Below are 24,911 nucleotides of genomic sequence, written 5' to 3' on the forward strand. Positions count from 1 at the left end.
TCCTCTTTCATATCCGGCCTGAAGGCACAAAAAAGCCGCAAAGAGATACACTCCCAGCGGCCTGGCCATAAGGCATAAAAAACCGCAGGGCACAATTCTCCCTGAGGCATGGATATGTAATGTCAATTAAGCAAATCTAAGCGATCCATTCCATGTAGGTCGAATTCGTAAAATATTTATTTAGCTGTGCTTCTAATACAATTGCCTTTAACATCATTTCATTCGACCTCCTTTTTAGAATTTTTCACTTACATTGGTAATTATATCCACGATTATATAGTTTGTAAACCTTTTTTGATCATTTTTATTAAATTTTTTATTTTATAAAAAAAACGCCCGGAAATCCGGACGTTTAATTTTAATTATTTCCTCATTAGGTATTCCTGGCCTTTATCCGTTTCATTCAATTTACTTCTGCATCGTTTTGAAAGGATAAAGAAAAGGATTGAGCCAAAGAGGAAAGCTGAAGAAGATCCAGCCATTATATATAAATCAGAAACTGCATTTGCAGTGTCAGGGATAATCAAACCAATGTAAAAAAATGATCCGACAGCAAGCATAGAAATTGCAAAACGCTTGAAATCCACCATTTTTTCAAATAAATGCTTTGCTTCATTCTTCATTTATTATCACCTTCTATGGAATAGGTCTTATTAAAGAATATAATCCTACTTTAACATATATGTCAGATGCGAAGGTGATGTAAATAATGTAAGCGAGGGAAAAACCTCCAAATTAGAAAAGCGGAAGGCGCCTGAAGCTAGACAGTTATCGAAGTTCAAACATATAGATTCTGATAATACGAAAAGACGGCTTCCCATGATGAAAAGCCGCCAAAACGCCGTTATCTTTTATTACTGCTTTAGGGCATCCACAATCTTCATTACCAGCGTAGCGGAATGAAGTGCCGCCTTCTCCAAAAATTGCTCAAATGAAACATCGGATTCTTTTCCAGCAATATCAGAGAGTGCACGAATGATAACAAAAGGAGTCTGAAATTGATGAGCAACCTGTGCCACCGCCGCTGCTTCCATTTCTACTGCCTGCAAATCTGTAAATTTATCACGGATATAATCCACTCTTGCCGGATCATTCATGAAGGAATCACCTGTTGCAATTAGCCCTCTGACAACCTGGATATCCCCGATTTCCTTTGCACACGCTTCAGCGATCTGCACCAGACTGCCATCTGCTTCAAAAGCAGGCGGCAATTGCGGCACCTGGCCATATTCGTAGCCAAAAGCGGTAACGTCTACATCATGATGCCTAACCTCTGTTGAGATTACCGTATCGCCCACATTCAGTTCAGGATTAAAGCCTCCAGCAGAACCGGTATTGATTACATAATCCGGCTTATATCTCTCCAAAAGAATAGCAGTAGACATGGCTGCGTTTACTTTACCTATTCCTGAACGGAGAAGCACAACGTCCGCGCTATTCATTTTACCTGCTGTAAACTCGCATCCGGCGATGGTTTCCTGGTGCCTGTCTTCTATTTTATCTCTAAGTAAAGTAACTTCCTCTTCCATTGCTCCAATAATAGCTATTTTCATTATAAAACCTCTTTCTCATTTTTCTAATCTTTTGATTGCATTCATCAGTATTAGAATGCCCATATGCAGTATCCAAACTCTATTCTACCATCATAGACGGGATGTTTACCATATTCGAAAATCTATCGATATATACCCCTATCCAGATTTGAAAGTTGCCAGACTAAAATGCACCCCATAAAATAAATATTGTAAAACAGTATTGAAAGGAAGGGAATCACAATGAATTTTCAGTTTGATTTGATAGAAGATAAGGTTGAGTTCTATGAGGCTCCTGATTTAAAAGAGCTTGAAAAGAAAATAAATGCGCAGATTGAGCATAATAAAGCAATTCTTTTAACCGTCCATCACGTTTCCCATCAAATGCATCTCGATGAGAATGGGAGAACGTATTACTCGGCAGTGGTGCACTTTAAGGCAAAAAAATAAGGACGCCACTGGCGTCCTTATTACCTAATTAATTTATTTCATTTAAAACTTCCACTTTGGATGGCTTCCAGCCTTCTCCGTCAACCCAGTCAATATAGACTCGGTACTTTTCGCTTTGATCTTTTGTGGAAATTGTCCCAACAGAGCTGTTTGGCCCATTATTGCCAAGGAACCAAACAGTCATATTGCCCTGTTCAATACCTGTAGCATATTGAATGGCACTGAGCATTTCCTGCCAATCCACATGATTTTGATCGTAGACAGCAGTATGTTCTCCGGACTGAGATGTGCCGACTGGTTTCCATGCTGGATTTTCAATCGTTTTTTCAACATCAGGCCCGCTTCCGCCTTCTGTTACGACTTGTTCTTTATCTTCTTCTGATTCCTCTTCCGCTTCATTTTCTTCTGCCTCTTTTTCTTCCTCTTCGGAATCATTATCTATATTCTCGTCCTCTTTATCCTTCTCCACGTCATTGCCCTGGTCTTCCTGGTTATTCTCATTTTGTTTCGATTCATTCTCAGATGCTGTCTGTTCATCAGCAGGCAGTGCCTGGTCATTATTTCCGCCAAAGAATATTTTGGCAGAGACAAAAATAATCAAGACGATAACAAGTGCAATAAGACTATTTAAAACGATATTTGTTTTTTTTCTTTTTTCCCGTTTTCCAAAACGGGATTCTCTGCTATTTCCTTTCAAGGCTTTCTCCTCCCCAATCTGTCAGGATTACAAGTAAATATCAAAAGGATCTGTTTGATATACTAATATAATATTATTTTTACTTATAATTCAGTCCGTTGATTTCCGCTACAGGCACTTGCTTTCCGCGGGGAGTGCTGCGAGCCTCCTCGGCTTTGCCTGTGGGGTCTCGCATTCCCTCACTTCCCGCAGGAGTCAAGTGCCCTCCGCTCCAATCAACTCAGTGCATAAACTTTATGCATAAAATCTACATACGTTGAAAGAATCAATATTAAAAAAATGAGGATTACTTTACCCAAACAGCGGCTGTCAACATTCTAACATGGAATCAGGTTATCTTAAAAGAAATAACCTATGGACTCAGGTACTGCCAGCAATTAAATGGACGACGTCAGCATGCGGAAAGTTACACTATACCATATTTGTTTAAGAGTCTGCAGAGTCAGATGGAGGATTTTCTTTTTTATGATTATTGTTATAGATTTCTTTCACAATATCAGCAAAAAGCGGATTTACCCCTCCTGTGTCTTCAGTAACTTCCAGGTTTACCGCTACAAGGGCATATTTTGGATTTTTATAAGGGAAATAACCAGCAAACCATTTATTGTGAAGCTGTTTTCCATCTGCCATTATGCCTGTTTCTGCAGTGCCCGATTTACCTGCAGTTTCGTATGGAAGTTCTTTAAACCAGCGGCCGGTCCCTTCTTCATTTATTACTACTTCCCTAAGCAGCCTTTGAAGCTTCATAGCAGTAAAAGGGGCAATTATATCTCCCAGCTTCTGCTTCTTGAACTCTATAAGAGATGAACTGTTTCTATATTCTATTTCAGAAGCAACCCGGACCATTTCTTTTTCGCCTCCTCTTGCTATAGTTGCCATCATGTTGGCAACAGCAAGTGGAGTGGCTCTCACTTCATGCTGTCCGATCCCTGTCAGGCCTGCAAAATTACTGTCTTTTTTTGCATCTTCAGACAAAAATACACGTCCTTTTTCTTCATCTTGAAGCTGTTTGAAATCATTAAAATGATAAATATCCCCCTGCCAGCTCACAGGACCGATTAATGAAAGCTTTTCTGCATACTCCTCAAGGAGATCCGGGTTAATATCTTTTAGCTCCTTAGCAATGGAAGCAAATGTATTATTGCAGCTTCTGGCAAAGCTATCATTAAAATTCAGCATCCCATGCTGGTATTTAAGATCGGGCTCCCCGTTTATTTTCCTGCTGCAGTCAAATTGCCTTTGCGGATCGTCCAGACCATGATCAATTGCCGCGGCTGCCACCACAGTTTTAAAAACCGATCCCATAATTTGCTGTTTAATCATATGATTAACCGTCCCGCGGCTTTCTTCATCAAAAGGATTATCTTTATTAATGGATGGACGTGACACCATTGCCAAAACCGAATTAGTCTCTATATCAAGGAGGACAACTCCGCCTTTTTTAATCCCATGCTGATCAGCCAATTTTTCGGCCATCATCTGCAAATCATAGTCCAAAGTGGTTTTAATATTGACCGGATAAAAGGGGTTTGCTGGCTCAACATATTTTACATCAATCCCAAACAGCGGTCCGCCTGTCCCATCCACATGATATACAAGTTTTGATGCCCCTTCAGGAAGCAGAAACTCATCAAAGCTTTTCTCCATGCCGGTAATGCCGATCATTGTGTCAGAAGACAGATCTTTGTCCGGATACCTTTCATTTAAAACGTTCTGATTTTGTCCGGTAATTCCAATTAGCTGAGCTGCTGGTTTCTCAGAACGTCTGTATTTCTTCTCAACAGCAAAGACACCCGGAATTTTCAATGCATTGATATCTTCCATCTGATCGAATGACAGCTGTATTGGCTCTGGGGTTCCAAAGGCAAACGGTTCTTTTGCATTCTCAACTGAATGTCGCAAAGAATACTCCGAAGCACCCGTAATTTCAGATATCTTCTTTATATCCCACTCCATTTTTGCAAGGAAGGGGAATAATATAAGAACAGATTTATTTTCAAATGTCATTGGATTTCCGCTGCGATCCAGGAAATTCCCTCTCCCGGCATCAATAATCATCTCCTGGGACCGCTGACGGACACTCGCTTCCAATAGATTGATTTCTCTGCCTGTAAAATGATCTGTTGAAACAAGCTGCAGCTGTATCAGTCTGCCCATAAGAAAACAAAGGATCATGAAACTAACGATAAGCCAGCCAACTGCTCTTTTTCTCCACATAAAAAAAACACCTCGTCAAAAGTCTTGACGAGGTTTTCTGATTTCAAACCAGCTATTATTATTTAATGGAAACAATGCGTACGTTCATTTCTCCACCAGGAGTCTGAACAGTCACTTCGTCTCCAACTGTACGGCCAATCAGGCTTTTTGCAATAGGGGAATCATTTGAGATTTTTCCTTCAAAAGGATCTGCCTCTGCACTTCCCACGATGGTGTAAGTTTCTTCGTCTCCATCTGGAAGCTCTACGAAAGTAACGGAACGGCCAAGCCCCACAATATCTCCGGCCATTTCTTCCTCTTGGATTATCTTTGCATTGCGGATCATATTTTCAAGAGTGGTAATCCGGCCCTCAACAAATGCCTGCTCTTCTTTCGCTGAATCATATTCTGAGTTCTCGGAAAGATCTCCGAAGCTTCTTGCGATTTTTATACGTTCAACCACTTCTTTGCGTTTAACCGATTTTAAATATTCAAGTTCCTGCTCAAGTTTTTCTTTACCTGCTTGTGTCATTGGGAAAACCTTTTCTGTAGCCAAAACCTTCACTCCTTCGAATTACACATTCTTTAAAAAGTATGTGTTCTATAATGTATGTACTTCTTTTTATCATATTTTTAGGAAAATGAACAGGAGCGCGTCCTTTGTTAAAGGGCGCGCAGATCATCTTTTTATGTTGACTGGCTCAAGAAGATTTTGACTGACGGCCTAAAGCTAGAATCAGCATCGGATCTTAACACAGCCATTCGGTAAAAGGATAAGTCCTATAGAACATTTTCAATGCTATTGTTTCATAAAAATGACTTTTGTTCAAGAATTGTTTGAATTTTTGTGACCATTAAATCGATGGCAACATAATTATGCCCGCCTTCTGGGATAATGATGTCAGCATATCTTTTGGTCGGTTCAATAAATTGATTATGCATTGGCCGTACCACATTTACATATTGTTCTATGACTGAATCCATGGTGCGTCCCCGTTCTTTTATATCCCTGAATAAGCGGCGGATAATACGCAGGTCGGCATCCGTATCTACATATAATTTCATATCCATCAGATTACGGAGCCTCTCATCCTCAAGGATCAGAATGCCTTCTAAGATGATTACATCCTTTGGTTCGACTTCAATTACCTCTTCTGACCTTGTATGCATGGCATAATCATATACAGGCTTGTTAATCGGTTCATATCTCAGCAGGCTTTCAATATGTTCAATTAGCAAATCGTTATCAAATGCTAGAGGATGGTCATAATTCGTTTTCAATCTTTCTTCAAAAGGCAGATGAGTCTGATCCTTATAATAATAGTCTTGTTCTATCATAAGGATTGAGTGCCCTTTGAAACGGTCATAGATCGCTTTGGTCACGCTCGTTTTACCTGAGCCGGAACCGCCGGCCACCCCAATTACAACGGGTTTGCGTTTCATTGATTAGAGCTCCTTTCGCATCATGTTGTTAGGGTATACCGGCTTATCAACCTTAAATTGAACAATTTGAAGCGGATGGCGCGCTGCATCCAGCTCATTGCCTTTTTCATCCCATATTTTATCGATGACTTGTGTAAAATTATCAATTTCAGGACCGAAGAATTCAACTTCCTCTCCAGGCTGAAATTTGTTTCTTTGCTGAAGGGTAACAATTTTTGTATCCTGATTGTATTCCAGTACAAGCCCGACGAAATCGATATTCGTCTTTTTGCTATGATTTCCAAACATTTGCTCTTTATACCCAGGAACCCCTTCAAAGAAAGCGGGAGCTGTTTCGCGGTTTGCACATTTATCAAGCTCTTCAAGCCATTCCTGCTTAATCTTGAAGTTATCTGGATCTGCACAATAGGCATCAATCACTTTACGGTAAACGCTGACTACTGTTGCAATGTAATGAATGGATTTCATGCGTCCTTCTATTTTTAAGCTGTCGATTCCCAGTTCAATCATACGGGGAATTGATTCAATCAGCTTAAGATCTTTCGGACTCATTGCAAAAGGAGCAACTCCTTCACTGTATAAAGGAACTTCATTCTCGCCTTCAAGCTGGTATAAGTCATAATCCCAGCGGCAGGATTGACAGCAGCCGCCCCTGTTGGAATCACGGGCTGTCATATGATTGCTGAGTGTACAGCGTCCGGAGTAGGCAATACACATTGCCCCGTGGATGAAGGTTTCAATTTCAATGTCAACCTTCTCCTTCATTTCTTTGATTTCCTCCGCACTTGTTTCACGGGCAAGGACGACACGCTCCAAGCCTTCTTCTTTCCAGAACTCGACTGCCTTCCAGTTGGATAGGGATTGCTGCGTGCTTAAATGGACTTCTATCTCCGGTGCAACACGCCGGCAGGTTTCAATGATAAGCGGATCTGCTACAATGATTCCTGCTACTCCTGCTTCTTTAAGGCCCAGCAAATACTCCTCAAGACCATCAATATTTTCGTTATGTGCGAAAATATTGGTTGTGACATAAATCTTAGCTCCGTATTTTTTGGCGAATTCCACGCCTTCTTTCATTTCTTCAAAAGTGAAGTTGCCTGCGTTCGAACGGAGGCCATATTCCTGTCCGCCGATGAACACGGCGTCTGCACCATAGTGGACGGCAATCTTCAGCTTTTCAAGGTTTCCTGCCGGAGCAAGCAATTCAGGCTTCTTTACAATAACCCTTTTGCCGTTGACAATTTCGGAAATTTTCTCTTTTACAGCTGCCATAAAGCTTCCTCCTCCTTCTTTTTTATATATTCAAATCAGTAGACGGTTTCTTTAAAGAAGAATCCAGTATCAATCGGACGGTTCGCCGGCTGAATTTCTTCAATTTCAGCGAGAAGGCCGTCTTTTATTTCATCGTATTGGTCCGGGTCTTCGACACATAGATCAATAGCTTTTCTGTAGAGTTTAGTGACTTCGATAATGTAGTCCGGGCTTTTTAATATTCCATCAATTTTAAATGAATCAACGCCTGCTTCAATCATTTCCTGCAGTTCATCTATAATGCAGATGTCATTAGGGCTCATGATATGAGTGCCATTTTCATCTTCGAAGATCGGGTATTTGTTTTCCCGTTCCTTATCGTGAAGGAACATATTTTTTTCCTGTTTACGGTTTTCAACTTCCAGGGCTTTTCCCTGGTATTCATAATAATTGCCAAGCAGGGAGCGCTTTGATTGGAACATTGCAGTCATGCCATGAACCTGCACTTCAATTTCCACTTCAGCATTTTCTTTTATTTCAATGATGGCATCCATATTAATCTCTCTTGCCAGGACTGCGCGTTTAGCACCCTTTCTGCCCCAGTAGTTGCATGTATACCAGTTTGTTGCAGTAGTTTCGGTATTCCAATGGAGCTTCATGTCAGGGGCAGCCGAACGGGCTGCCATTAATACAGCCGGATCCCCGAAGATAACAGCATCAGCATTTATTTCTTTTAAGAAACTGATATAGTCCTCGAGCTCAGGCACTTTATCATTATGAAATAAAGCATTCATCGCCACAAACACTTGTTTTTCATGCTTGTGGGCAATTTCCACCGCTTTTTTCACATCTTCCCTTGTGAATTCTCCTGCAAGCCTCAGTCCATAACGCTGTTCACCTACAACAAAGGCATCTGCACCAGCCGACACAAGCTGCTCGATATCTTCAATTCTTGTGGGTGTTACTAACAGTTCAGGTTTTTTCATTATTATCACCTCTTTTTACTAATTGCCACGCCATCCCCAACAGGCAAAATAACTGTGTGATATTCAGGATGACTCATTAACCATTTATTAAACACATCAATTTTTTTAACCAGATTCCGAATACGTTTATTTTCTATATCAGATTCACACACAAGGCCTTTAAAAAGGACATTATCGGTAATGATTACACCGTCATAAGAGAGATAGCGGGAATATAATTCAAAAAACCGCTGATATTGACCCTTTGCTGCATCGATAAAAATTGCATCATAGGGCCCGTGTTTTTTTACGTCCTCCTCAACTTCCAGTGCATCTCCCTTTATGATGAGGATTTGCTCCTTTTTCCGGGCTTCATCTATATATTGCTCGGCAAGCTGGTAACGTTCCACATCGCGTTCAATTGTAACAATTTTCGCTTCAGGAACTGCGAATGCCATTCTGAGTGCAGAATAGCCAATTGCCGTGCCTACTTCCAAAATCGCTTTCGGCTTTTGGATGCGCAAAAGCTGAAGCATCGCCTCGATTCCTGCCAGTTCCATGATCGGAACATTATGTTCCTTGGCGTATTGCTCCATTTTGTTCAGTAAATGGGGTCTTTCAGGTATTATTTCCTCTATATATGCATGCAGCTTATCATTCATCAAGCTGGCATCACCTCGATCAGACGGAATTTTATTGTCCAGCTGCGGCTCTCAGGACTCTCGGGTCTTAATCTTGTCGTCCCTTTCCGCTATTCTATTTAGACATGAAAAAATAGCGTTCACAGATAGGATGTGAAAATGCGCTGTGCGGCATTCCGGCTTAGGTGAGCCTGTATCCATGCTTGTCCGTGATTTACGCTATCGCAAAGCTTGTATTAAAACACCTGATCTATTTTACCATAATTAAAAGGGGAATGCTATATCTGCACATTCCCCTTTTTGCTGTTTAATTATTTGTAATATGCTGTGCTTTCTTTTGGTTATGCTCATCTAGAGTTTTTGAGAAAAGCACTTCTCCTGTTGATGTAGCCAGGAAGTACAGGTAATCTGTCTCTGCTGGCACCAATGCTGCTTCAATTGATGAAACGCCGGCATTGGCAATTGGTCCGGGCGTCAGTCCAGGATACTTATATGTGTTGTATGGCGAGTCGATCTCCAAGTCTTTATATAGGACCCTTGATTTATGTTCTCCATGTGCATACAGGACAGTTGGATCTGTCTGCAGCGGCATTCCTGTGTCTATCCGATTGTAGAAAACACTCGCAATCTGATCACGGTCTACTTTCGCAGTTGCTTCTTCCTCTATGAGTGATGCCATTGTCAATAATTTGTGCGGGGTGTATTCCCGCTGCTCCATGTCACCTCTATACTCTTTAATAACTGATGCCGTTTTATCGAGCATAACTTCGACAATTTCCTCTATAGTCGGATCTTCTTTGTAAAAAGGATAGGTTGCCGGGAATAAGTATCCTTCAAGGGGATACTTAATATTCTCTGCAAGAATTTCCTTTGTCAGCAATTCAGGATATTCTGCCATTAAAGACTCAATAAAAGCTTTATCATTGAGTTTCTTCAAAACGTCTTCAGGTTTTTTATCAGTCTTTTCGGCAATAATTCCTGATATCTGCTCAAGCTGTTTTCCCTCCGGAATGGTGATCTTGAAAGCCATTTCTTCCATAACCTTACCTGTTTTCAAGCTATCCAGGATTTCCTTCATGTTCATGGAAGGCTTCAATTCATATTCTCCTGCCATGAATCCAGCTTCATTTTTAAATTTCACATAATATTTAAAGACACGCGCATCCCTGATAATTCCATTTTCTTCAAGAACATTGCCGATTCCTGTAACAGATGAACCAATTGGTATTTCTACTTTCTTTGACTTATCATTGTCGGGATCAACAGGCTTTAAAGCTGAATTAATATAAAAATATCCGCCACCAATCACTGCAGCAGCTGAGATTAATAATATGATTGCAACTATCATTACAATTTTCCGGACTACTTTCGCTTCGCCTTGGCGCTCAATCATTTTTTCGCGTATTATTTCTTTTTTCCCTTTTTTATCGTCTGCCGACATCACATATCCCCTCCGTTCCAAAGACGTTGGCTTCTTTTGCAAAAGACAGGCTAGATCATGATGTTATCCAGTAAATTAACCAGTGTGATTTGCTTGCCAACAGGCCTAAGAATAACTTCGTATCATCTTTTTTGTTTCCTGATACATCTCGGCTTATTATACTATATTTTCTTTTGGAAGTCGCAGGATATTACAAAAACCCAAAAGATTCGCCAATAATTTCCATGCTTTTCACTTTTGGTTTTATTAATTTTGGCGTCCCTGAACTCATGTCAGAAATCCAGAGAAAAATAAAAAACTGGCCCGGGGGCCAGTTTTATTAATCTTCTTGCTCATCAAGGAATGTGTTAAGCATTTCTTCAATTAAATCCCATTCCTCTTCTGTTTCGATCGGCTGCAGTTCGCCATCCTTGCTGTCTTCGCTTGGGCTGAATGCAGATGCGTGAATTTCAATTTCTTCATCATCATTTTCATCTGCTCCCACTGGGTAGTACAGGACATATGACTTGCCGAATTCTTCGGAATCAAACGTGAACAATACTTCGCAAAGCTGCTCGTTGCCTTCCTCGTCAATTACAGTAATGTTGTTATCTCCATGGTTCATTTCTGTTCACCTCATTAAATTTGGCTATTTAAAAAGCCTTGTAAAATCATGACGGCTGCCATTTTATCAATGACCTTTTTCCGTTTCTTGCGGCTGACATCCGCTTCAAGCAAAACTCTTTCAGCTGCCATTGTAGAGAGACGCTCGTCCCATAATACGACTGGAAGACCAAATAGCTTTTCCAGCTCTGAAGCATAGAATTGGCTTGCTTCACCGCGGGGGCCAATGGTTCCATTCATATTTTTAGGCAAGCCGACAACAATTTTACTGACTTCGTGCTCTTTTATTATTTCACTAATTCTTTCAAAACCAAACTCTTTTTCTTCCTCGCTGATTTTGATGGTTTCCAAGCCCTGCGCTGTCCATCCAAGCGCATCGCTTAGAGCGACGCCGACTGTCTTAGAGCCGACATCCAGTCCCATAGTCCGCATGTTTACCCCTCACGCTGCTGTTTTAAGTATGATTTAACCAATTCTTCGATGATCTCATCCCGTTCAAGTTTACGGATGATATTGCGGGCATCCTTATGGCGGGGAATGTAAGCTGGATCCCCGGACAGCAGATAACCGACAATTTGGTTAATAGGGTTATACCCTTTTTCCTGGAGGGCCCCATAAACTTGAAAAAGAACTTCATTCACATCTTGTTCGATTGGTTCTTCAGGAAAATTGAACCTCATTGTTTTATCAAATGAGCTCATATCTTACACCTCGCTTTTCTGTATGAAGGATGAGGATAGCTTATATCTGCCGGACCTGAAATCCGGTGAACAGCCAGCTTGTCCAGCTCTTCATAACGGTTTGGCCTGCCGCCTGAATAAACAGAGCGATCAATAAATGATCTTGTTCCTGATAGGAAAACATGGTGAAGAACAAGCTGTTTCTTCCTGATGATGAACAATCTCTCTTGGTTACCTTCATTTTACACTACTTTTCAGGGATATCAAACGGATTTAACCCATTCTTCCACAAATTGCAGAGCACTTTCAAGTTTTTCCGGGTCTTTTCCGCCAGCTTGGGCCATGTCCGGACGGCCGCCTCCGCCGCCTCCGCATTTTGCAGCGACTTCTTTGACCGCTTTGCCCGCATGGAAGCCTTTTTTGATCAGATCATCTGTTACCCCTGCTATAATATTCACTTTACCCTCATTTACACTGCCTAATACCACAACTGCAGATCCGAGTTTTTGTTTTAAATCGTCGGCCATATTGCGCAGATTATTCATGTCTGACGCCTGAACCTTCTCTGCAAGAACAGTAACGCCGTTGATTTCTATTGCCTTTGATACCAGGCTCCCTGCTTCAATATTGCCCAATTTTGCAGCTAAAGATTCGTTTTCGCGCTGCAGCTGCTTCATTTCTCCAAGCAGCACATCAATTCTTGCAGACAAATCTTTTGGATTTGTTTTTAATTTGCCTGAAGCTTCTTTTAAAACATGAATCTGGTCATTCATCAGCTTGTATGCAGCCTCGCCAGTTACAGCTTCAATTCTGCGTGTTCCAGCCCCAATTCCGCTTTCCGATTGAATCTTAAACAATCCGATAGAAGAAGTGTTCGGAACATGGCACCCGCCGCAAAGCTCAAGACTATAATCCCCAACCTGAACAACACGGACAATCTTGCCATATTTCTCACCAAATAGAGCCATAGCCCCCATTGCCTTTGCCTCGTCTATATCCTTGAAATTGATATCAACTTCAAGGCTTTGCCAAATTTGTTCGTTGACAATAGCCTCAATCTTCTCAAGTTCTTCAGTGGTAATTTGCCCGAAATGAGAGAAGTCAAAGCGCAGGCGATCAGGGCCTACCAGGGATCCAGCCTGATTGACATGGCTTCCCAATACATCTTTTAAAGCCTGATGAAGCAAGTGAGTTGCAGTGTGATTCTTGATTACCTTAGAACGGATTTGCTCATTTACCGAAGCCAATACAGATGCTTCAGCCTTCAGCGTTCCTTCTTCAACGACAGCTCTATGAAGGTTTTGTCCATTTGGCGCTTTTTGAACATCCTTAATGGAAACCTTTAAACCCTCTGCTTCAAGAGTCCCCTGGTCCGCTATCTGTCCGCCGCTCTCTGCGTAAAATGGTGTTTCATTCAGGATCAGCTGAACTTCTTCACCCGCATGAGCTTCTTCAATTAATTGCCCTTCCTTCACAATCGCAGCTACTCTAGTTTCTGTATGGAGCTTTTCGTATCCAACAAATTCGCTTTCAGTTTTCAGTTCCCCTAATACACCGCCTTGGACTTGCATGGAATCTACATCCTGACGCGCTGAACGTGCACGCTCGCGCTGTCCTTCCATTTCCTTTTCAAATCCGGCATGATCCACTTTCATACCTTCTTCTTCCGCATATTCCTCAGTTAATTCTACCGGGAATCCGTACGTATCATAAAGTCGGAAGACATCTTCTCCCTGAATCGTAACACTGCCTTTTTCCTTTTCTTTCTTAATAACAGAAGATAGGATGGCAAGACCTTCATGAAGTGTTTCATGGAAACGTTCTTCTTCATTTTTGATGACCTTTTGGATAAATTCTGTTTTTTCTTTTACTTCCGGATAGAAGTCATGCATTATTTCTCCTACTACCGGCACCAAATCATACATGAATGGCTCGTTTATATTGATTTGCTTGGCATATCTGACTGCACGGCGAAGCAATCTTCTCAATACATAACCCCGTCCTTCATTGGAAGGCAGTGCACCATCCCCCACTGCAAATGCTACTGTGCGGATATGATCGGCAATAACTTTAAATGCAACATCGGTTTCTTTAGAAGCTCCATATTTCTTGCCTGAGATTTCTTCTGTTCCTCGGATAATTGGCATAAATAAATCTGTATCAAAGTTGGTAGGCACATTTTGAACGACAGATGCCATCCGTTCAAGCCCCATCCCGGTATCAATATTTTTCTTTGGAAGAGGCGTATAGGTGCCATCTGGATTATGGTTAAATTCAGAAAACACAAGGTTCCAAACTTCTAAATACCGCTCGTTCTCACCGCCAGGGTATAGTTCAGGATCTTCCGGATCATTTCCATATTCAGGTCCGCGATCATAGAAGATTTCTGTATTTGGACCACTTGGACCTTCTCCGATATCCCAGAAGTTTCCTTCCAGGCGAATAATTCTTTCTTCAGGAACGCCAACTTTTTCCCGCCAGATTTTAAAAGCTTCGTCATCTTCGGGATGAATCGTTACAGATAGCTTTTCTTCTTCAAAACCAATCCAATTTTTATCAGTCAAAAACTCCCAAGCCCAAATGATTGCTTCTTCTTTAAAGTAATCACCAATTGAAAAATTGCCCAGCATTTCAAAAAATGTATGGTGCCTTGCTGTTTTGCCTACATTTTCAATATCGTTGGTGCGGATCGATTTTTGGGCATTTGTAATCCTTGGATTCTCAGGGATGACACGGCCGTCAAAATATTTTTTCAGAGTGGCGACACCACTATTAATCCAAAGCAGAGAAGGGTCTTCGTGCGGAACTAGGGAAGCGCTGGGTTCAACAGCGTGTCCTTTCTCCTTGAAGAAGTCTAAAAACATTCGGCGTATTTCAGCACCTGATAATTGTTTCATTCTAACCAGCCTCCTAAAAATATGTAAAAGCTTTTAAAAACAACAAAAAAAGCCCTCATCCCTGGACAGGGACGAGAGCTTGCTCGCGGTACCACCCTGATTATGGAAGTTTTACGAATAATGACCAGACCTTTATCCAGTTCATTAGGAAATCCCCCATCTCTCAGATCCTTAACGCGGATAAACGGCAGGGATTAGCTGCACTCGGGATTAGCTTTCTGTTATCCTTCATCTAGGAGTTCTTTCAGCCTGGGAACTCCCTCTCTTATATGAATGCAATACTAGCATTTCACGCAGATGGCCTATAACATACTTATTCCGTCAACATGTTTAATATAGCTTTATAGACGAATTATAGCGATTTACCTTTATTGTTGTCAACATCATGATGGAGTTCCGGTGATTTTTGGCTGTTTATTTTTTGAAAAGTGTTTTTTCGCATGTATGATACTTACTTTAATAACAGCTAAAATCGGAACTGCAATGATTAAGCCCAATATCCCTGCTGCTTCCCCGCCAGCCAGCAAGGCCAGCATAATGAGAAGCGGATGCATATGTAGGCTTTTTCCAACAATCAGGGGTGATAGGATATTCCCCTCAAGAAACTGAAGAACTATAATGATGCCAATCGTAATCACGATCATCTTGACCGATAAAGCAGAGGCAATGATTACAGCCGGGACCGCTCCGATAATTGGGCCAAAATAAGGAATTACATTGGTAACTCCTATTATAGTGCCAAGCAAAAGAGGATAGCGCATATCAAAGATCCAGAAAAGCAGAGAAGATATAGCCCCGATGGCCGCACATACCACAAGCTGGCCTCTAATATAGCTTCCCAGGGACTTATCTACATCCCTTAAGAATAAAACGCCTTCCTTTCTCCATTTCCTTGGCGTCAAATACCAGGCAGCCTTTTTCATAATCGAAAAATCTTTAAGGAGATAAAAAGAAATGAAGGGAATAACAGCGATAATCACAGCATAATTCAATATATTAAGAAAAAATGTGATTACCTTCGATAAAAGATTATTTAACCGTTTCTCAACCGCTGCAATGACATCATCTATCCTGGTTTGCAGGCCATCAGGCCATGTTGATGTTTTACTCTGAATAAGGTCGATCCATTCCCGGTACTGATTGGCAAATTGAGGAGCATTTTCTGCAAGATCACGCAATTGATGAATAAAAGCCGGAATCCCTTTATATAAAGCTAGTCCGATCCCTCCGAAAAATAAAAAATAAATAATAAAAACGGCAAGCCCCCTATGAAGACCAGTTTCATGCAATTTTTCCACAATCGGGTGGAGGAGATATGTAATAAATGCTCCAATGACAAAAGGAATGAATACTGCTAATAAGATTTCCAGAACAGGCATCCATAATGCCTGAAGCTTTAGAAAGACTAAAATCACAATAAACAAGAGAAGCAGAAATCCAAGCCGGTAGTACCATTTCATTTGAATATTCAATATGGCCCGCCTCCTTGTTTTTATTGTGATTGCTTCGTGGGGATTTATGCATCGTACGTATAAGATAAGCGCGAATGCCTTGTTCATGGGACAGGAGCTCAAGCATTCAATTCCACAAAAAAGCTGGCCCTTTATAAAGAACCAGCCCCAAAATAATTTAAAATAAAGCTTTCGTTATTCTTTTTTGCATGCGTTTCATTTTTCGGCCTGATATCATATTATTCTTTTGCGCGTAATTATAAGCAGCCATGCCTGCCCCAAGCATCATTGCAGAGGTTAATATTTTGTTCAAACTGGCTCACCTCTTTCGTTAATAATTACGAAAGAAACCGGCGCTCATCTTCTTCAAATAAATCATCAAGGGAGCTAAGTGTACCATCTTCCTCTACCTGATGGGTGTTAATGATTCCTTTGGACAAGGAAAGTTCTATAAAGCAATTCCAGCAGTAAAATTGGTTAATTCCAATTTTTCCAATATCTTTGCTCTGGCAATTTGGACATTTCAGCACGGAAAAGACACCTCACTATTTTACATTTACAATTATGGCGTCTTTTCCAATTGCAGGCGGGTCATCGGTTTTTATGACACGTTTTCCTTCCAGCACATCTGAAAAGAAGCCATCCGACAGTTCGTACCCTACAATCGTGCCCAATTCTTCCTTGAAGTATACATCCTCAAGTAAGCCCAGCCGTTCACCTTCCTGGCTCATAATCATTTTTCCAGTTAACCGGTTATGGGTCTCACATGTATAATCCTCATGTTTTGGAATTGCTTGCAGAACAGAGGAATCTTCAATCATTACTCCATCCCAGCCAAAAGATGCCACGTCCTTAATATTGATGATATATGTCTTTTTCAGAAGAGCGCCCTTTCGCAGCAGTAATCCCTGTACTTTACCGGTGCCTGAAATGGATAAATCACAAATATCGCCTGCTTTATTGCCGGTTTTCAATTCAAAAACCGGCAAACCTTTTAATAAAGAAAATGTCCGCAAAGAGAATCCCGCCTTCCCGAACATTTTTAGTTTTCACTGCCCCTTAAAAAACATGAAAGAAAACCATTGCCATGGGAGCCAAAAAATACTTTCTCTCCCCGTTTAGTTCTAAGAATAAGTTTTACTTGCCAGTATATCTCGGCTTATTAAAACGCTCATTACGCTCTCCACCGTCCGAAAGTTCCTCTGAAAATTCATAATCTGGCTGTTGCGGCTTTTTACGCCGTTTCACACCATGGAGATTGAGAAGAGAGCTTCTGCTTTTATTATTCATGTTCACTGCTCCTCTATATAAATTTATAATCAAACGACTACACAGTCCTTCTATTGCCAGGATTTTTTAATTCCCCTTTGGCTGAATCTTTCTTATTATTACCATTAACCAGGTCAGCGCTGGAGGTTAGATTGGAGGCTGCCAGCTCTTCTGAAGCCATATTGTTGTTTGGTGCAGCTTCTTCATTCCACTTTCCCATAAAATCCCCCCTCTAAATCTGATGGTATACAAAAAGAACAGTCTGTTATTTAGACTGTTCTTTTTAGCTATATTCTTTTTCCATAAAATCATACGGTGTTATATTTCCCATTCCTATCATGGGATCGGCGTGGAGAAGCTTTTCCTCGAGGGTTAGTGTTTCCGGCAGAGAAGATTCAGCTGTATCTTCCTGCACTGTTTCATCATCTAACGGGATTGCATCTCTAAGCTTTTCAGATAAAGTTGTCAGGCGTGCCTGTTCATCCGCACGTTCCACACCGATTTTTAACGCATCTTCTTCACCGCACAGTATTAAAAATTGTCTGCTGCGGGTAATGGCGGTATAAAGAAGATTTCTTCTAAGCATCCTGTAATAGCTTTTAACAACAGGCAAAATGACTATAGGGAATTCACTTCCCTGGGATTTATGGACAGAACAGCAGTAGGCATGAGTAATCTGATTGAGATCCTGCCTTGTGTATGCAGCTTCCGCACCATCGAAGGATACGACAATCATATCCTGTTTTTCCGTATTTTCCTTTGCGTAAAAAATAGAAACAATCTCACCCATATCCCCATTAAACACATTATTTTCAGGCTGATTGACAAGCTGAAGGACTTTATCGCCGATTCTGTATTTCACATCACCAAAGGACAACTCTTTCCTCGTTCCATCAGGATTTGGATTCAGAATTTCCTGCAATATCTCGTTTAGCCTGTCAATTCCTGCGGGTCCACGGTACATAGGGGCAAGCACCTGAATATCTTTCGAAGAATACCCTTTCTTTTGGGCATTCAGGACAACCTTTTCAACAACATCCGCAATTTGGCCCGGCTGGCATTTAATAAAGGAACGATCAGTCTGCTGTGCAGAAATGTTCGCCGGAAGTTTGCCTTTTTTCATTTCGTGGGCCAATTCAATGATTGAGGATCCTTCAGCCTGCCTGTAAATATCTGTAAGGCGAACAGTAGGAATACGTTCTGAACGCAAAAGATCTTTCAAAACCTGGCCTGGCCCCACTGAAGGCAGCTGATCTTCATCCCCCACAAGGATTACCTGCATATTTTCAGGGAGAGCCTTGAAAAGCTGGTTAGCAAGCCAAACATCAACCATTGATGTCTCATCAACAATTAAAATCCTGCCTTCCAATGGACTCTCTTCGTGACGGTCAAACCCTTCGATCCCATTCCAGCCAAGAAGGCGGTGAATGGTTACAGCGGGCAGCCCTGTTGACTCGGCCATCCGTTTTGCAGCCCTTCCTGTTGGTGCAGCCAGCAGGAAGGGAAAAGGCTCTTCCTTTTTATAGTCTTTTGGTTCAAGGGAGCAGCCATGCAGTTCGGCATATAATTCAACAATTCCCTTTATAACAGTTGTTTTTCCTGTACCCGGGCCGCCAGTCAGTATCAGCATAGGAGACATAAGAGCTGTTTGAATAGCTTCCTTTTGGGTTGGGGCATACTGAACACCCAGACGTTCCTCCAGATTGCCAAGGGCCAAAAGAAATTCCGACTCCGGGAACTGTTCATCATACTGTGTTTGCTTAAGGATCCGTTTAATATTGGTTACAAGTCCCTTTTCAGAAAAATATAGGGATGGAAGGTATATCTTTTGGCCTTCAGCCATGATCTTCCCTTCCTCTTCAAGCTTAATGAGTTCATTGGATATATTCCTGTATTCAATGGTATCACGCTTATTTTCTTCTAAAAGCTTCTTCACACTTTGCAGAAGAGGTCTTGCTTCAATATAGACATGGCCTGCCTGCATGCTTTCCATTTCAAGTATGTAGAGGCAGGCTGCTTTTATACGATCAGGATGATTTCCTGATATGCCGATTTGATATCCCAGTTCATCTGCACGGCCAAAGCCGACTCCTTCTATATCCTCAACCAGCTTATAAGGATTGTTTTGAACGACTTCGATCGTCATTTCTTTATACACTTGATAAATTCTCATGGAAAGCTGTGGGCCAAAACCATATTGATTAAGTGCAATCATGGCTTGCTCAAGCCCTTGATGTTCCATAAGCGTGTCGTAAAGCAATTTAGCTTTTTCAGGTGACAGTTTTGGAACCTTATCGAGGATAGACGGCTGATTAAGAATGCGTGTGATCGCATCTTCGCCAAGTGTCTCGACGATTTGCTCGGCGGTTTTCTTTCCAATCCCTTTAAATAATTCGCTTGATAAATAATTGGCTACACCTTGCTTGGTCTGGGGAAGATCTTTCCTGTAATGGCTTGCGTGGAATTGGACGCCGAACTTAGGGTGATCTTTGAATTCACCATAGAAAATATAAGTTTCATGCTCATGCATCTTTGGCAGATAGCCTGTAATGACCGCTTCTTTTTCATCATAAGAGTCATTCGTTTCATCAACCCGAATGCGCACAACCGTATATAAGTTTTGTTCATTATGAAAGATTGTGACAAGATGTCTGCCCTTTATGAACTTTCCCTGTTCGGCAAAAAGATCCATGGAATCCTGTTTCTCCATTATTTTCCCCTCCCCATAGGGCAGCTTTTAGTTCAATTCACTGCCGCCTTTTTCAATCAGCTTTTTTCCATAGCCGGCAAGCATGTGGTCCGGCTGGATTTCCAGCGCCTTATTAAAGTGAGCAAGTGCTTCATTTTCCTCTTCTTTAAATCCATATGCTACTCCAAGATTATAATAAGCATCTGCATGCTCCGGCTCAATTTCAATGCATTTTTTCATCTGCTGGATTGCTTCATCAATATAATCCAACTGTGCCAGGCATAATCCATATTGAAAATATGCTTCAGCATCGTCTTCATTCAGCTCCACACTGCGCTGCAAATAAGGCAAAGCCAGTTTGCCCTGGTCAAGTGCAGATAGCGACATACCAAGCATGAAGAAGTTATCTCCGGTTTCCAGGCCTTTTTTCAATGCTGTTTCAAACATTTTTTTGGCTTCGTCAAACTGCTGCAATTCATAATATAAATTCCCCGCACTGTAATACGCAGCACCGGCATTTTCATCAAATCCTATTGCCTTTTCATAGAACTTCAGCGCTTTTTCATTTTCCCCTACAGCTGATAGCACATTTCCAAAGTTAATATAAGAAACAGGATCAGAAGGATTTTCTTCGATTGCTTCCATAAAAACCTTCGCTGCTTCTTCCCATTTTCCTTCTTGCATATATTGAATACCCATTTGGTTCTTATCCATTATTCATCACTCCATTCAAATCAAAGTATAGCATATTTGAATTTTCCTTTTCCGGTGTCCGCTATTCCCCATAATAAAACCCCGATTCTATGTAAGAATCGGGGTCCCGCCTTTTCTTAACCCACATAATCCAGCTGTTTGCCATCTTTGAATATTTTATCAATTGTTCCGCCGCCAAGACACTCGTCTCCATTATAAAAAACAACTGCCTGACCCGGGGTAACAGCTCGGATTGGCTCGTCAAAAATAACTTGTACTTTTCCATCTCCAAGAGTCTGAACTTTTACTCTGCTATCAGCCTGGCGGTATCTGAACTTAGCCGTACATTCGAATTCCTGCGGCTGTTCTGAATGGGTAACCCAGCTGGCATTAACAGCAATAATGGAGTCTGAATAGAGCATTTCATTGTGGAAGCCTTGTCCAACATACAAGACATTCCGTTTCAGGTCTTTGCCAATTGCAAACCATGGTTCACCTGCTCCGCCAATGCCAAGTCCATGTCGCTGCCCAATGGTATAATACATCAGGCCATCATGCTTGCCGACAGCTTTCCCGTCCATGGTTTCCATGTTCCCAGGCTGAGCGGGAAGGTAATTTCCAAGGAACTCCTTGAAGTTACGCTCACCTATAAAGCAGATGCCCGTGCTGTCTTTCTTTGCTGCAGTTGCCAAACCGGCTTCCTTTGCCAGTTCACGCACTTTTGATTTTTCAATATCGCCAATAGGAAACATAACTTTTTCGAGCTGATCCTGTGTTAACTGATTCAGGAAATACGTTTGATCCTTATTATCATCAAGGCCTCTTAGCATTTTGTATTCGCCATCCCTGAATTCCACGCGTGCATAGTGGCCAGTAGCCAGGTAGTCTGCGCCAAGGCTCATAGCGTGTTCAAGGAAAGCCTTAAATTTAATTTCCTTATTGCACATGACATCCGGATTGGGTGTTCGTCCTGCCTTGTATTCTTCAAGGAAGTAGGTAAACACCTTATCCCAATATTGCTTTTCAAAGTTGACTGCATAATAAGGAATTCCGATTTGGTTGCATACCCGGATGACATCATTGTAATCCTCTGTGGCGGTACAAACACCGTTCTCATCGGTATCATCCCAGTTTTTCATAAATATCCCGATTACATCGTACCCCTGTTCCTTCAGAAGCAGGGCCGCAACAGAAGAATCAACGCCTCCGGACATTCCAACCACTACCCGGGTATCCTTTGGATCTTTTTTCATCTATTTCACCTCAATTCCTTACTCATAAATTCTGCCCGTTGATTTCCGCTGCAGGCACTTGCTTTCCGCGGGGAGGAATGAGAGCCTCCTCGGCTTCGCCTGTGGGGTCTCTCACTTCCCTCTCCTCCCGCAGGAGTCAAGTGCCCTCCGCTCCAATCAACTTAGTGGCTGAATTCATTTTTTCAAATATCCTATCTATTTAGCCAGCCGCTTCACGATTTTGGCTGTTTGTTCTGCAGCTTTTTCGGCTTGTTCCTTTGTATTAAAGAGGCCAAAGCTGAAACGGATGGAATTTTGCAGTTTGTCTGATCCTTTTCCAAACATGCTGACAAGGACGTGGGATGGATCGATGGATCCTGCAGTACAGGCAGACCCGCTTGATGCTGCTATTCCAGCCAAATCAAGATTAACCAGCATGGCTTCAACATTTGTTCCGGGAAAGCTTAAGTTTAAAACATGAGGCAGGGAATAATCAAGTGATCCGTTCAGTTCAAAAACAGCATCATCCTGCTTCAATTTATTCATGAACAGCATCTTAAAAGAATGCAGCTCTTCCCGCTTAGTTTCCATCTCCTTCTGAGTGATCAGGACAGCCTCCTGAAAGCCTGCAATAGATGGAACATTTTCAGTTCCCGCTCTGCGCTTCCTTTCTTGTTCACCGCCAAAAAGCCGTGAAGAAAGTTTCACATCAGGATGGGCATATAAAAATCCGATTCCTTTAGGGCCATTAATTTTATGGGCGGAGACAGAAAGCAAATCCACTCTCAGTTCCTGCACATCAATTTTTTCAATCCCAAAAGCCTGAACAGCATCGGTATGGAATTTAGCAGGGTGCTCCGCCAATAGCTCGCCTATTTCCTTAATCGGCTGAAGGGTCCCTATTTCATTATTTCCATACATGATGGTTACAAGAATGGTATCCTCCCGCAAAGCTTTTTCTACGTCCTTTACCGAAACACGCCCATTCGGATCAACAGGCAAATACGTTACCTCAAAGCCCTGTTTTTCAAGCTCCTCACATGCATGCAAAACCGCATGATGTTCAATTTGCGTTGTGATGATGTGTTTACCCTTATGGCGGCAGGATTCTACCGTTCCAAAAATCGCATGATTATCAGCTTCAGTACCGCCGCTTGTAAAAATAATGTCATTGGCTTTTGCACCAATGCTGTTTGCTAAGGAAGATCTTGCTTCATCAACAATATGGCGTGCACTCCGCCCGAAATAATGAATACTTGAAGGATTTCCATATTCAAATTTCATGACTTCAGTCATCCGTTCAATCACTTCCGGATGCATTGGCGAAGTTGCCGCATGGTCAAGGTATATTCTTTCCAATCTATTTCACCTACTTCATTTCGTCCTGCTGTTTGCTTTTTTACATATGAATTATCCCCTGATTAAGGACTAAATATAAAACATATAAGCATCCGATTCACCGGTATCCGTATGGCTGGCAAGGTCTTCGAGTGTTGTATTATCAAGCACATCTTTCACGGCATCACGAATGCGCATCCATAATTCTCTCTTTGCAGGCTCTTCATCTTCAATGCCTTCCACCGGGCTGATCGGCCCTTCAAGCACTCTGATAATATCACCGGCAGTAATTTTTGTCGGTTCTTTCCCTAAAATGTATCCGCCGTATGCACCTCGGATGCTTTTAACAAGACCGGCATTCCGGAGCGGCGCTATAAGCTGCTCCAGATAGTGCTCAGACAGGTCATTCGTCTGGGCAATCGACTTTAACGATGTAGGACCTTCCCCATGCTTTTTAGCTAATTCAATCATTATAGTTAAACCATAACGGCCTTTAGTAGATATTTTCATCAGCTTGCACCTCTATCCTTTTCTTTAAGCATTTGATTCGCATAAATATCCTTTTCTTTAAGCTTTGCCAAAAATCGGTCAGTTAAAGCCTGGCACTGCGGTAAAGCTGCTCCGACAATCGGCCCGACTGTCAAACTGAGCACAATGGTTCCCCAGAAGACAGGTCCTCCAAGCTGCCATCCAACTGTCAGTACAGCGATTTCCATTAAGGCTCTGACATTTCTGACCTTCCAGCCGGTTTTTGCTGTCAAAGCAATCATCAGGCTATCCCTTGGCCCGGCTCCAAGCTGAGCAGAAATGTAGAGTCCCATTCCGTAGCAATAAACAACTATGCCCATCCCAAACATGGCCATTTTTCCAGCAATCCCATTTGGTGTCTGCATAAACGGCAAAAGCAAATAGGCGTCAATAAACAGACCAATCAGTATCATATTCAAGAATGCACCGGCCTGCGGAAATTCCTTTGAAATCAGTGCTGCAGCAGCTAATATGAAGATCCCGACAATGATGGACCAGCTGCCTATCGTCAGGCCAAGCTGGTAGTACAGCCCAACATGCAGAACATCCCAGGGAGTTGCCCCTATATCAGCTACTATTAACAAAACAATACCCAGGCTCATGACAAGCAGCCCTGTTAGATACACCATAAACCTGGGACCGATTTGCCCTTTATTTTTCAATAACATGTGCTCAACGCTCCCTGCAAGACCAGCTTTTATATATGAAGATTAAATCCTTAGTAATATTATAGACTTTTGACATTATAGCATATTTTAGGAGGAAAAGGGGCGGGACTGGATTGAACTAAGGGCAATGCTGACTCTGGCCTAATTAATTTCGCAGCCAGATATGTTATGGTATCTTAAATAAAAAGCGGAAACTTTGCTAAAAGTTCTAAGCAGGCTGCAAACTGCCTGCAAAAGGCTGGAGTGA

28 protein-coding genes are annotated in these 24,911 nt (G+C 41.8%); 1 reads left to right on the forward strand and 27 read right to left on the reverse strand.

Annotated elements, in window-relative coordinates; genetic code table 11:
• Window positions 1–362: 362 nt before the first annotated feature.
• Together IRB79_RS22235 and mtnN are read right to left on the reverse strand one after the other, a co-directional pair.
• Window positions 363–623, reverse strand: coding sequence for a YrhC family protein (locus IRB79_RS22235; RefSeq protein WP_243504969.1), 261 nt, complete (start codon window positions 621–623; stop codon window positions 363–365).
• Between the two features lie 231 nt (window positions 624–854).
• A complete protein-coding gene (mtnN, locus tag IRB79_RS22240) occupies window positions 855–1,553 on the reverse strand; it encodes a 5'-methylthioadenosine/S-adenosylhomocysteine nucleosidase (RefSeq protein ID WP_243504971.1) in 699 nt (232 codons plus the stop codon).
• Between the two features lie 222 nt (window positions 1,554–1,775).
• Here mtnN and IRB79_RS22245 point away from each other — a divergent pair, with 222 nt between their 5' ends.
• Entirely contained in the window at window positions 1,776–1,982 is a 207-nt protein-coding gene (locus IRB79_RS22245; RefSeq protein ID WP_243504972.1) for a YrzA family protein, read from the forward strand.
• 28 nt (window positions 1,983–2,010) lie between these two features.
• Here IRB79_RS22245 and IRB79_RS22250 read toward each other — a convergent pair whose 3' ends face one another.
• The 25 genes from IRB79_RS22250 to IRB79_RS22370 form a co-directional block, all read right to left on the reverse strand.
• Window positions 2,011–2,679 carry a YrrS family protein gene (locus tag IRB79_RS22250; RefSeq protein ID WP_243504973.1) on the reverse strand — a complete coding sequence of 223 codons (669 nt, stop codon included), beginning with the start codon at window positions 2,677–2,679 and terminating at the stop codon, window positions 2,011–2,013.
• A gap of 426 nt (window positions 2,680–3,105) precedes the next feature.
• Window positions 3,106–4,896, reverse strand: a complete 1,791-nt coding sequence (locus IRB79_RS22255) for a peptidoglycan D,D-transpeptidase FtsI family protein (RefSeq protein WP_243504974.1) — start codon at window positions 4,894–4,896, stop codon at window positions 3,106–3,108.
• A 58-nt stretch (window positions 4,897–4,954) separates the two neighbouring features.
• Complete coding sequence (gene greA, locus IRB79_RS22260) at window positions 4,955–5,431, reverse strand: transcription elongation factor GreA (protein ID WP_009333053.1); 477 nt, start codon at window positions 5,429–5,431, stop codon at window positions 4,955–4,957.
• Between the two features lie 251 nt (window positions 5,432–5,682).
• Window positions 5,683–6,318, reverse strand: coding sequence for a uridine kinase (udk, locus tag IRB79_RS22265; RefSeq protein ID WP_053434308.1), 636 nt, complete (start codon window positions 6,316–6,318; stop codon window positions 5,683–5,685).
• Window positions 6,319–6,321: 3 nt separating this feature from the next.
• On the reverse strand, window positions 6,322–7,590 hold the full coding sequence (locus tag IRB79_RS22270) for a peptidase U32 family protein (protein WP_243504975.1): 1,269 nt from the start codon (window positions 7,588–7,590) through the stop codon (window positions 6,322–6,324).
• A gap of 35 nt (window positions 7,591–7,625) precedes the next feature.
• Window positions 7,626–8,555 carry a peptidase U32 family protein gene (locus IRB79_RS22275; RefSeq protein ID WP_243504976.1) on the reverse strand — a complete coding sequence of 310 codons (930 nt, stop codon included), beginning with the start codon at window positions 8,553–8,555 and terminating at the stop codon, window positions 7,626–7,628.
• Window positions 8,556–8,560: 5 nt separating this feature from the next.
• The gene (locus IRB79_RS22280) at window positions 8,561–9,196 is read right to left on the reverse strand and encodes an O-methyltransferase (RefSeq protein ID WP_243509615.1); all 636 of its coding nucleotides are present in this window, start codon (window positions 9,194–9,196) and stop codon (window positions 8,561–8,563) included.
• Window positions 9,197–9,482: 286 nt separating this feature from the next.
• Entirely contained in the window at window positions 9,483–10,616 is a 1,134-nt protein-coding gene (mltG, locus tag IRB79_RS22285; protein WP_243504977.1) for an endolytic transglycosylase MltG, read from the reverse strand.
• A 319-nt stretch (window positions 10,617–10,935) separates the two neighbouring features.
• Complete coding sequence (locus IRB79_RS22290; RefSeq protein ID WP_009333059.1) at window positions 10,936–11,220, reverse strand: DUF1292 domain-containing protein; 285 nt, start codon at window positions 11,218–11,220, stop codon at window positions 10,936–10,938.
• 14 nt (window positions 11,221–11,234) lie between these two features.
• Window positions 11,235–11,651 (reverse strand): Holliday junction resolvase RuvX, encoded by a 417-nt coding sequence (gene ruvX, locus IRB79_RS22295; RefSeq protein WP_201781429.1) that lies wholly within the window; start codon window positions 11,649–11,651, stop codon window positions 11,235–11,237.
• 2 nt (window positions 11,652–11,653) lie between these two features.
• Window positions 11,654–11,920 (reverse strand): IreB family regulatory phosphoprotein, encoded by a 267-nt coding sequence (locus IRB79_RS22300; protein WP_009333061.1) that lies wholly within the window; start codon window positions 11,918–11,920, stop codon window positions 11,654–11,656.
• The gene (locus IRB79_RS22305; RefSeq protein ID WP_243504978.1) at window positions 11,917–12,120 is read right to left on the reverse strand and encodes a hypothetical protein; all 204 of its coding nucleotides are present in this window, start codon (window positions 12,118–12,120) and stop codon (window positions 11,917–11,919) included. The genes IRB79_RS22300 and IRB79_RS22305 overlap by 4 nt, the downstream gene beginning before the upstream one ends.
• Before the next feature lie 42 nt (window positions 12,121–12,162).
• Window positions 12,163–14,796, reverse strand: coding sequence for an alanine--tRNA ligase (alaS, locus tag IRB79_RS22310; RefSeq protein ID WP_243504980.1), 2,634 nt, complete (start codon window positions 14,794–14,796; stop codon window positions 12,163–12,165).
• 383 nt (window positions 14,797–15,179) lie between these two features.
• Window positions 15,180–16,268: an AI-2E family transporter gene (locus IRB79_RS22315; RefSeq protein WP_243504982.1), complete on the reverse strand. Its 1,089-nt coding sequence runs from the start codon at window positions 16,266–16,268 to the stop codon at window positions 15,180–15,182.
• A 157-nt stretch (window positions 16,269–16,425) separates the two neighbouring features.
• Window positions 16,426–16,560: a YrzQ family protein gene (locus IRB79_RS22320; RefSeq protein ID WP_206838874.1), complete on the reverse strand. Its 135-nt coding sequence runs from the start codon at window positions 16,558–16,560 to the stop codon at window positions 16,426–16,428.
• Between the two features lie 25 nt (window positions 16,561–16,585).
• Complete coding sequence (locus tag IRB79_RS22325) at window positions 16,586–16,777, reverse strand: hypothetical protein (RefSeq protein WP_221878454.1); 192 nt, start codon at window positions 16,775–16,777, stop codon at window positions 16,586–16,588.
• Between the two features lie 15 nt (window positions 16,778–16,792).
• Window positions 16,793–17,263: a PRC-barrel domain-containing protein gene (locus IRB79_RS22330; RefSeq protein WP_243504984.1), complete on the reverse strand. Its 471-nt coding sequence runs from the start codon at window positions 17,261–17,263 to the stop codon at window positions 16,793–16,795.
• Window positions 17,264–17,384: 121 nt separating this feature from the next.
• On the reverse strand, window positions 17,385–17,537 hold the full coding sequence (locus IRB79_RS22335) for a hypothetical protein (protein WP_221878456.1): 153 nt from the start codon (window positions 17,535–17,537) through the stop codon (window positions 17,385–17,387).
• Between the two features lie 37 nt (window positions 17,538–17,574).
• Complete coding sequence (locus IRB79_RS22340; RefSeq protein ID WP_243504985.1) at window positions 17,575–17,736, reverse strand: hypothetical protein; 162 nt, start codon at window positions 17,734–17,736, stop codon at window positions 17,575–17,577.
• Between the two features lie 63 nt (window positions 17,737–17,799).
• On the reverse strand, window positions 17,800–20,226 hold the full coding sequence (gene recD2 / locus IRB79_RS22345; RefSeq protein ID WP_243504987.1) for an SF1B family DNA helicase RecD2: 2,427 nt from the start codon (window positions 20,224–20,226) through the stop codon (window positions 17,800–17,802).
• A 27-nt stretch (window positions 20,227–20,253) separates the two neighbouring features.
• Window positions 20,254–20,919 carry a tetratricopeptide repeat protein gene (locus tag IRB79_RS22350; RefSeq protein WP_243504988.1) on the reverse strand — a complete coding sequence of 222 codons (666 nt, stop codon included), beginning with the start codon at window positions 20,917–20,919 and terminating at the stop codon, window positions 20,254–20,256.
• A gap of 116 nt (window positions 20,920–21,035) precedes the next feature.
• Window positions 21,036–22,151: a tRNA 2-thiouridine(34) synthase MnmA gene (gene mnmA, locus IRB79_RS22355; RefSeq protein WP_243504989.1), complete on the reverse strand. Its 1,116-nt coding sequence runs from the start codon at window positions 22,149–22,151 to the stop codon at window positions 21,036–21,038.
• Between the two features lie 195 nt (window positions 22,152–22,346).
• Window positions 22,347–23,489, reverse strand: a complete 1,143-nt coding sequence (locus tag IRB79_RS22360; protein WP_243504991.1) for a cysteine desulfurase family protein — start codon at window positions 23,487–23,489, stop codon at window positions 22,347–22,349.
• Between the two features lie 69 nt (window positions 23,490–23,558).
• Window positions 23,559–23,978 carry a cysteine metabolism transcriptional regulator CymR gene (gene cymR, locus IRB79_RS22365; RefSeq protein ID WP_009333072.1) on the reverse strand — a complete coding sequence of 140 codons (420 nt, stop codon included), beginning with the start codon at window positions 23,976–23,978 and terminating at the stop codon, window positions 23,559–23,561.
• A complete protein-coding gene (locus IRB79_RS22370; RefSeq protein WP_243504993.1) occupies window positions 23,978–24,664 on the reverse strand; it encodes a YczE/YyaS/YitT family protein in 687 nt (228 codons plus the stop codon). The genes cymR and IRB79_RS22370 overlap by 1 nt, the downstream gene beginning before the upstream one ends.
• Between the last annotated feature and the right edge of the window lie 247 nt (window positions 24,665–24,911).

This window comes from Cytobacillus oceanisediminis (assembly GCF_022811925.1).
In the GTDB taxonomy this organism is placed as follows: Bacteria; Bacillota; Bacilli; order Bacillales; family Cytobacillaceae; genus Cytobacillus; species Cytobacillus oceanisediminis_D.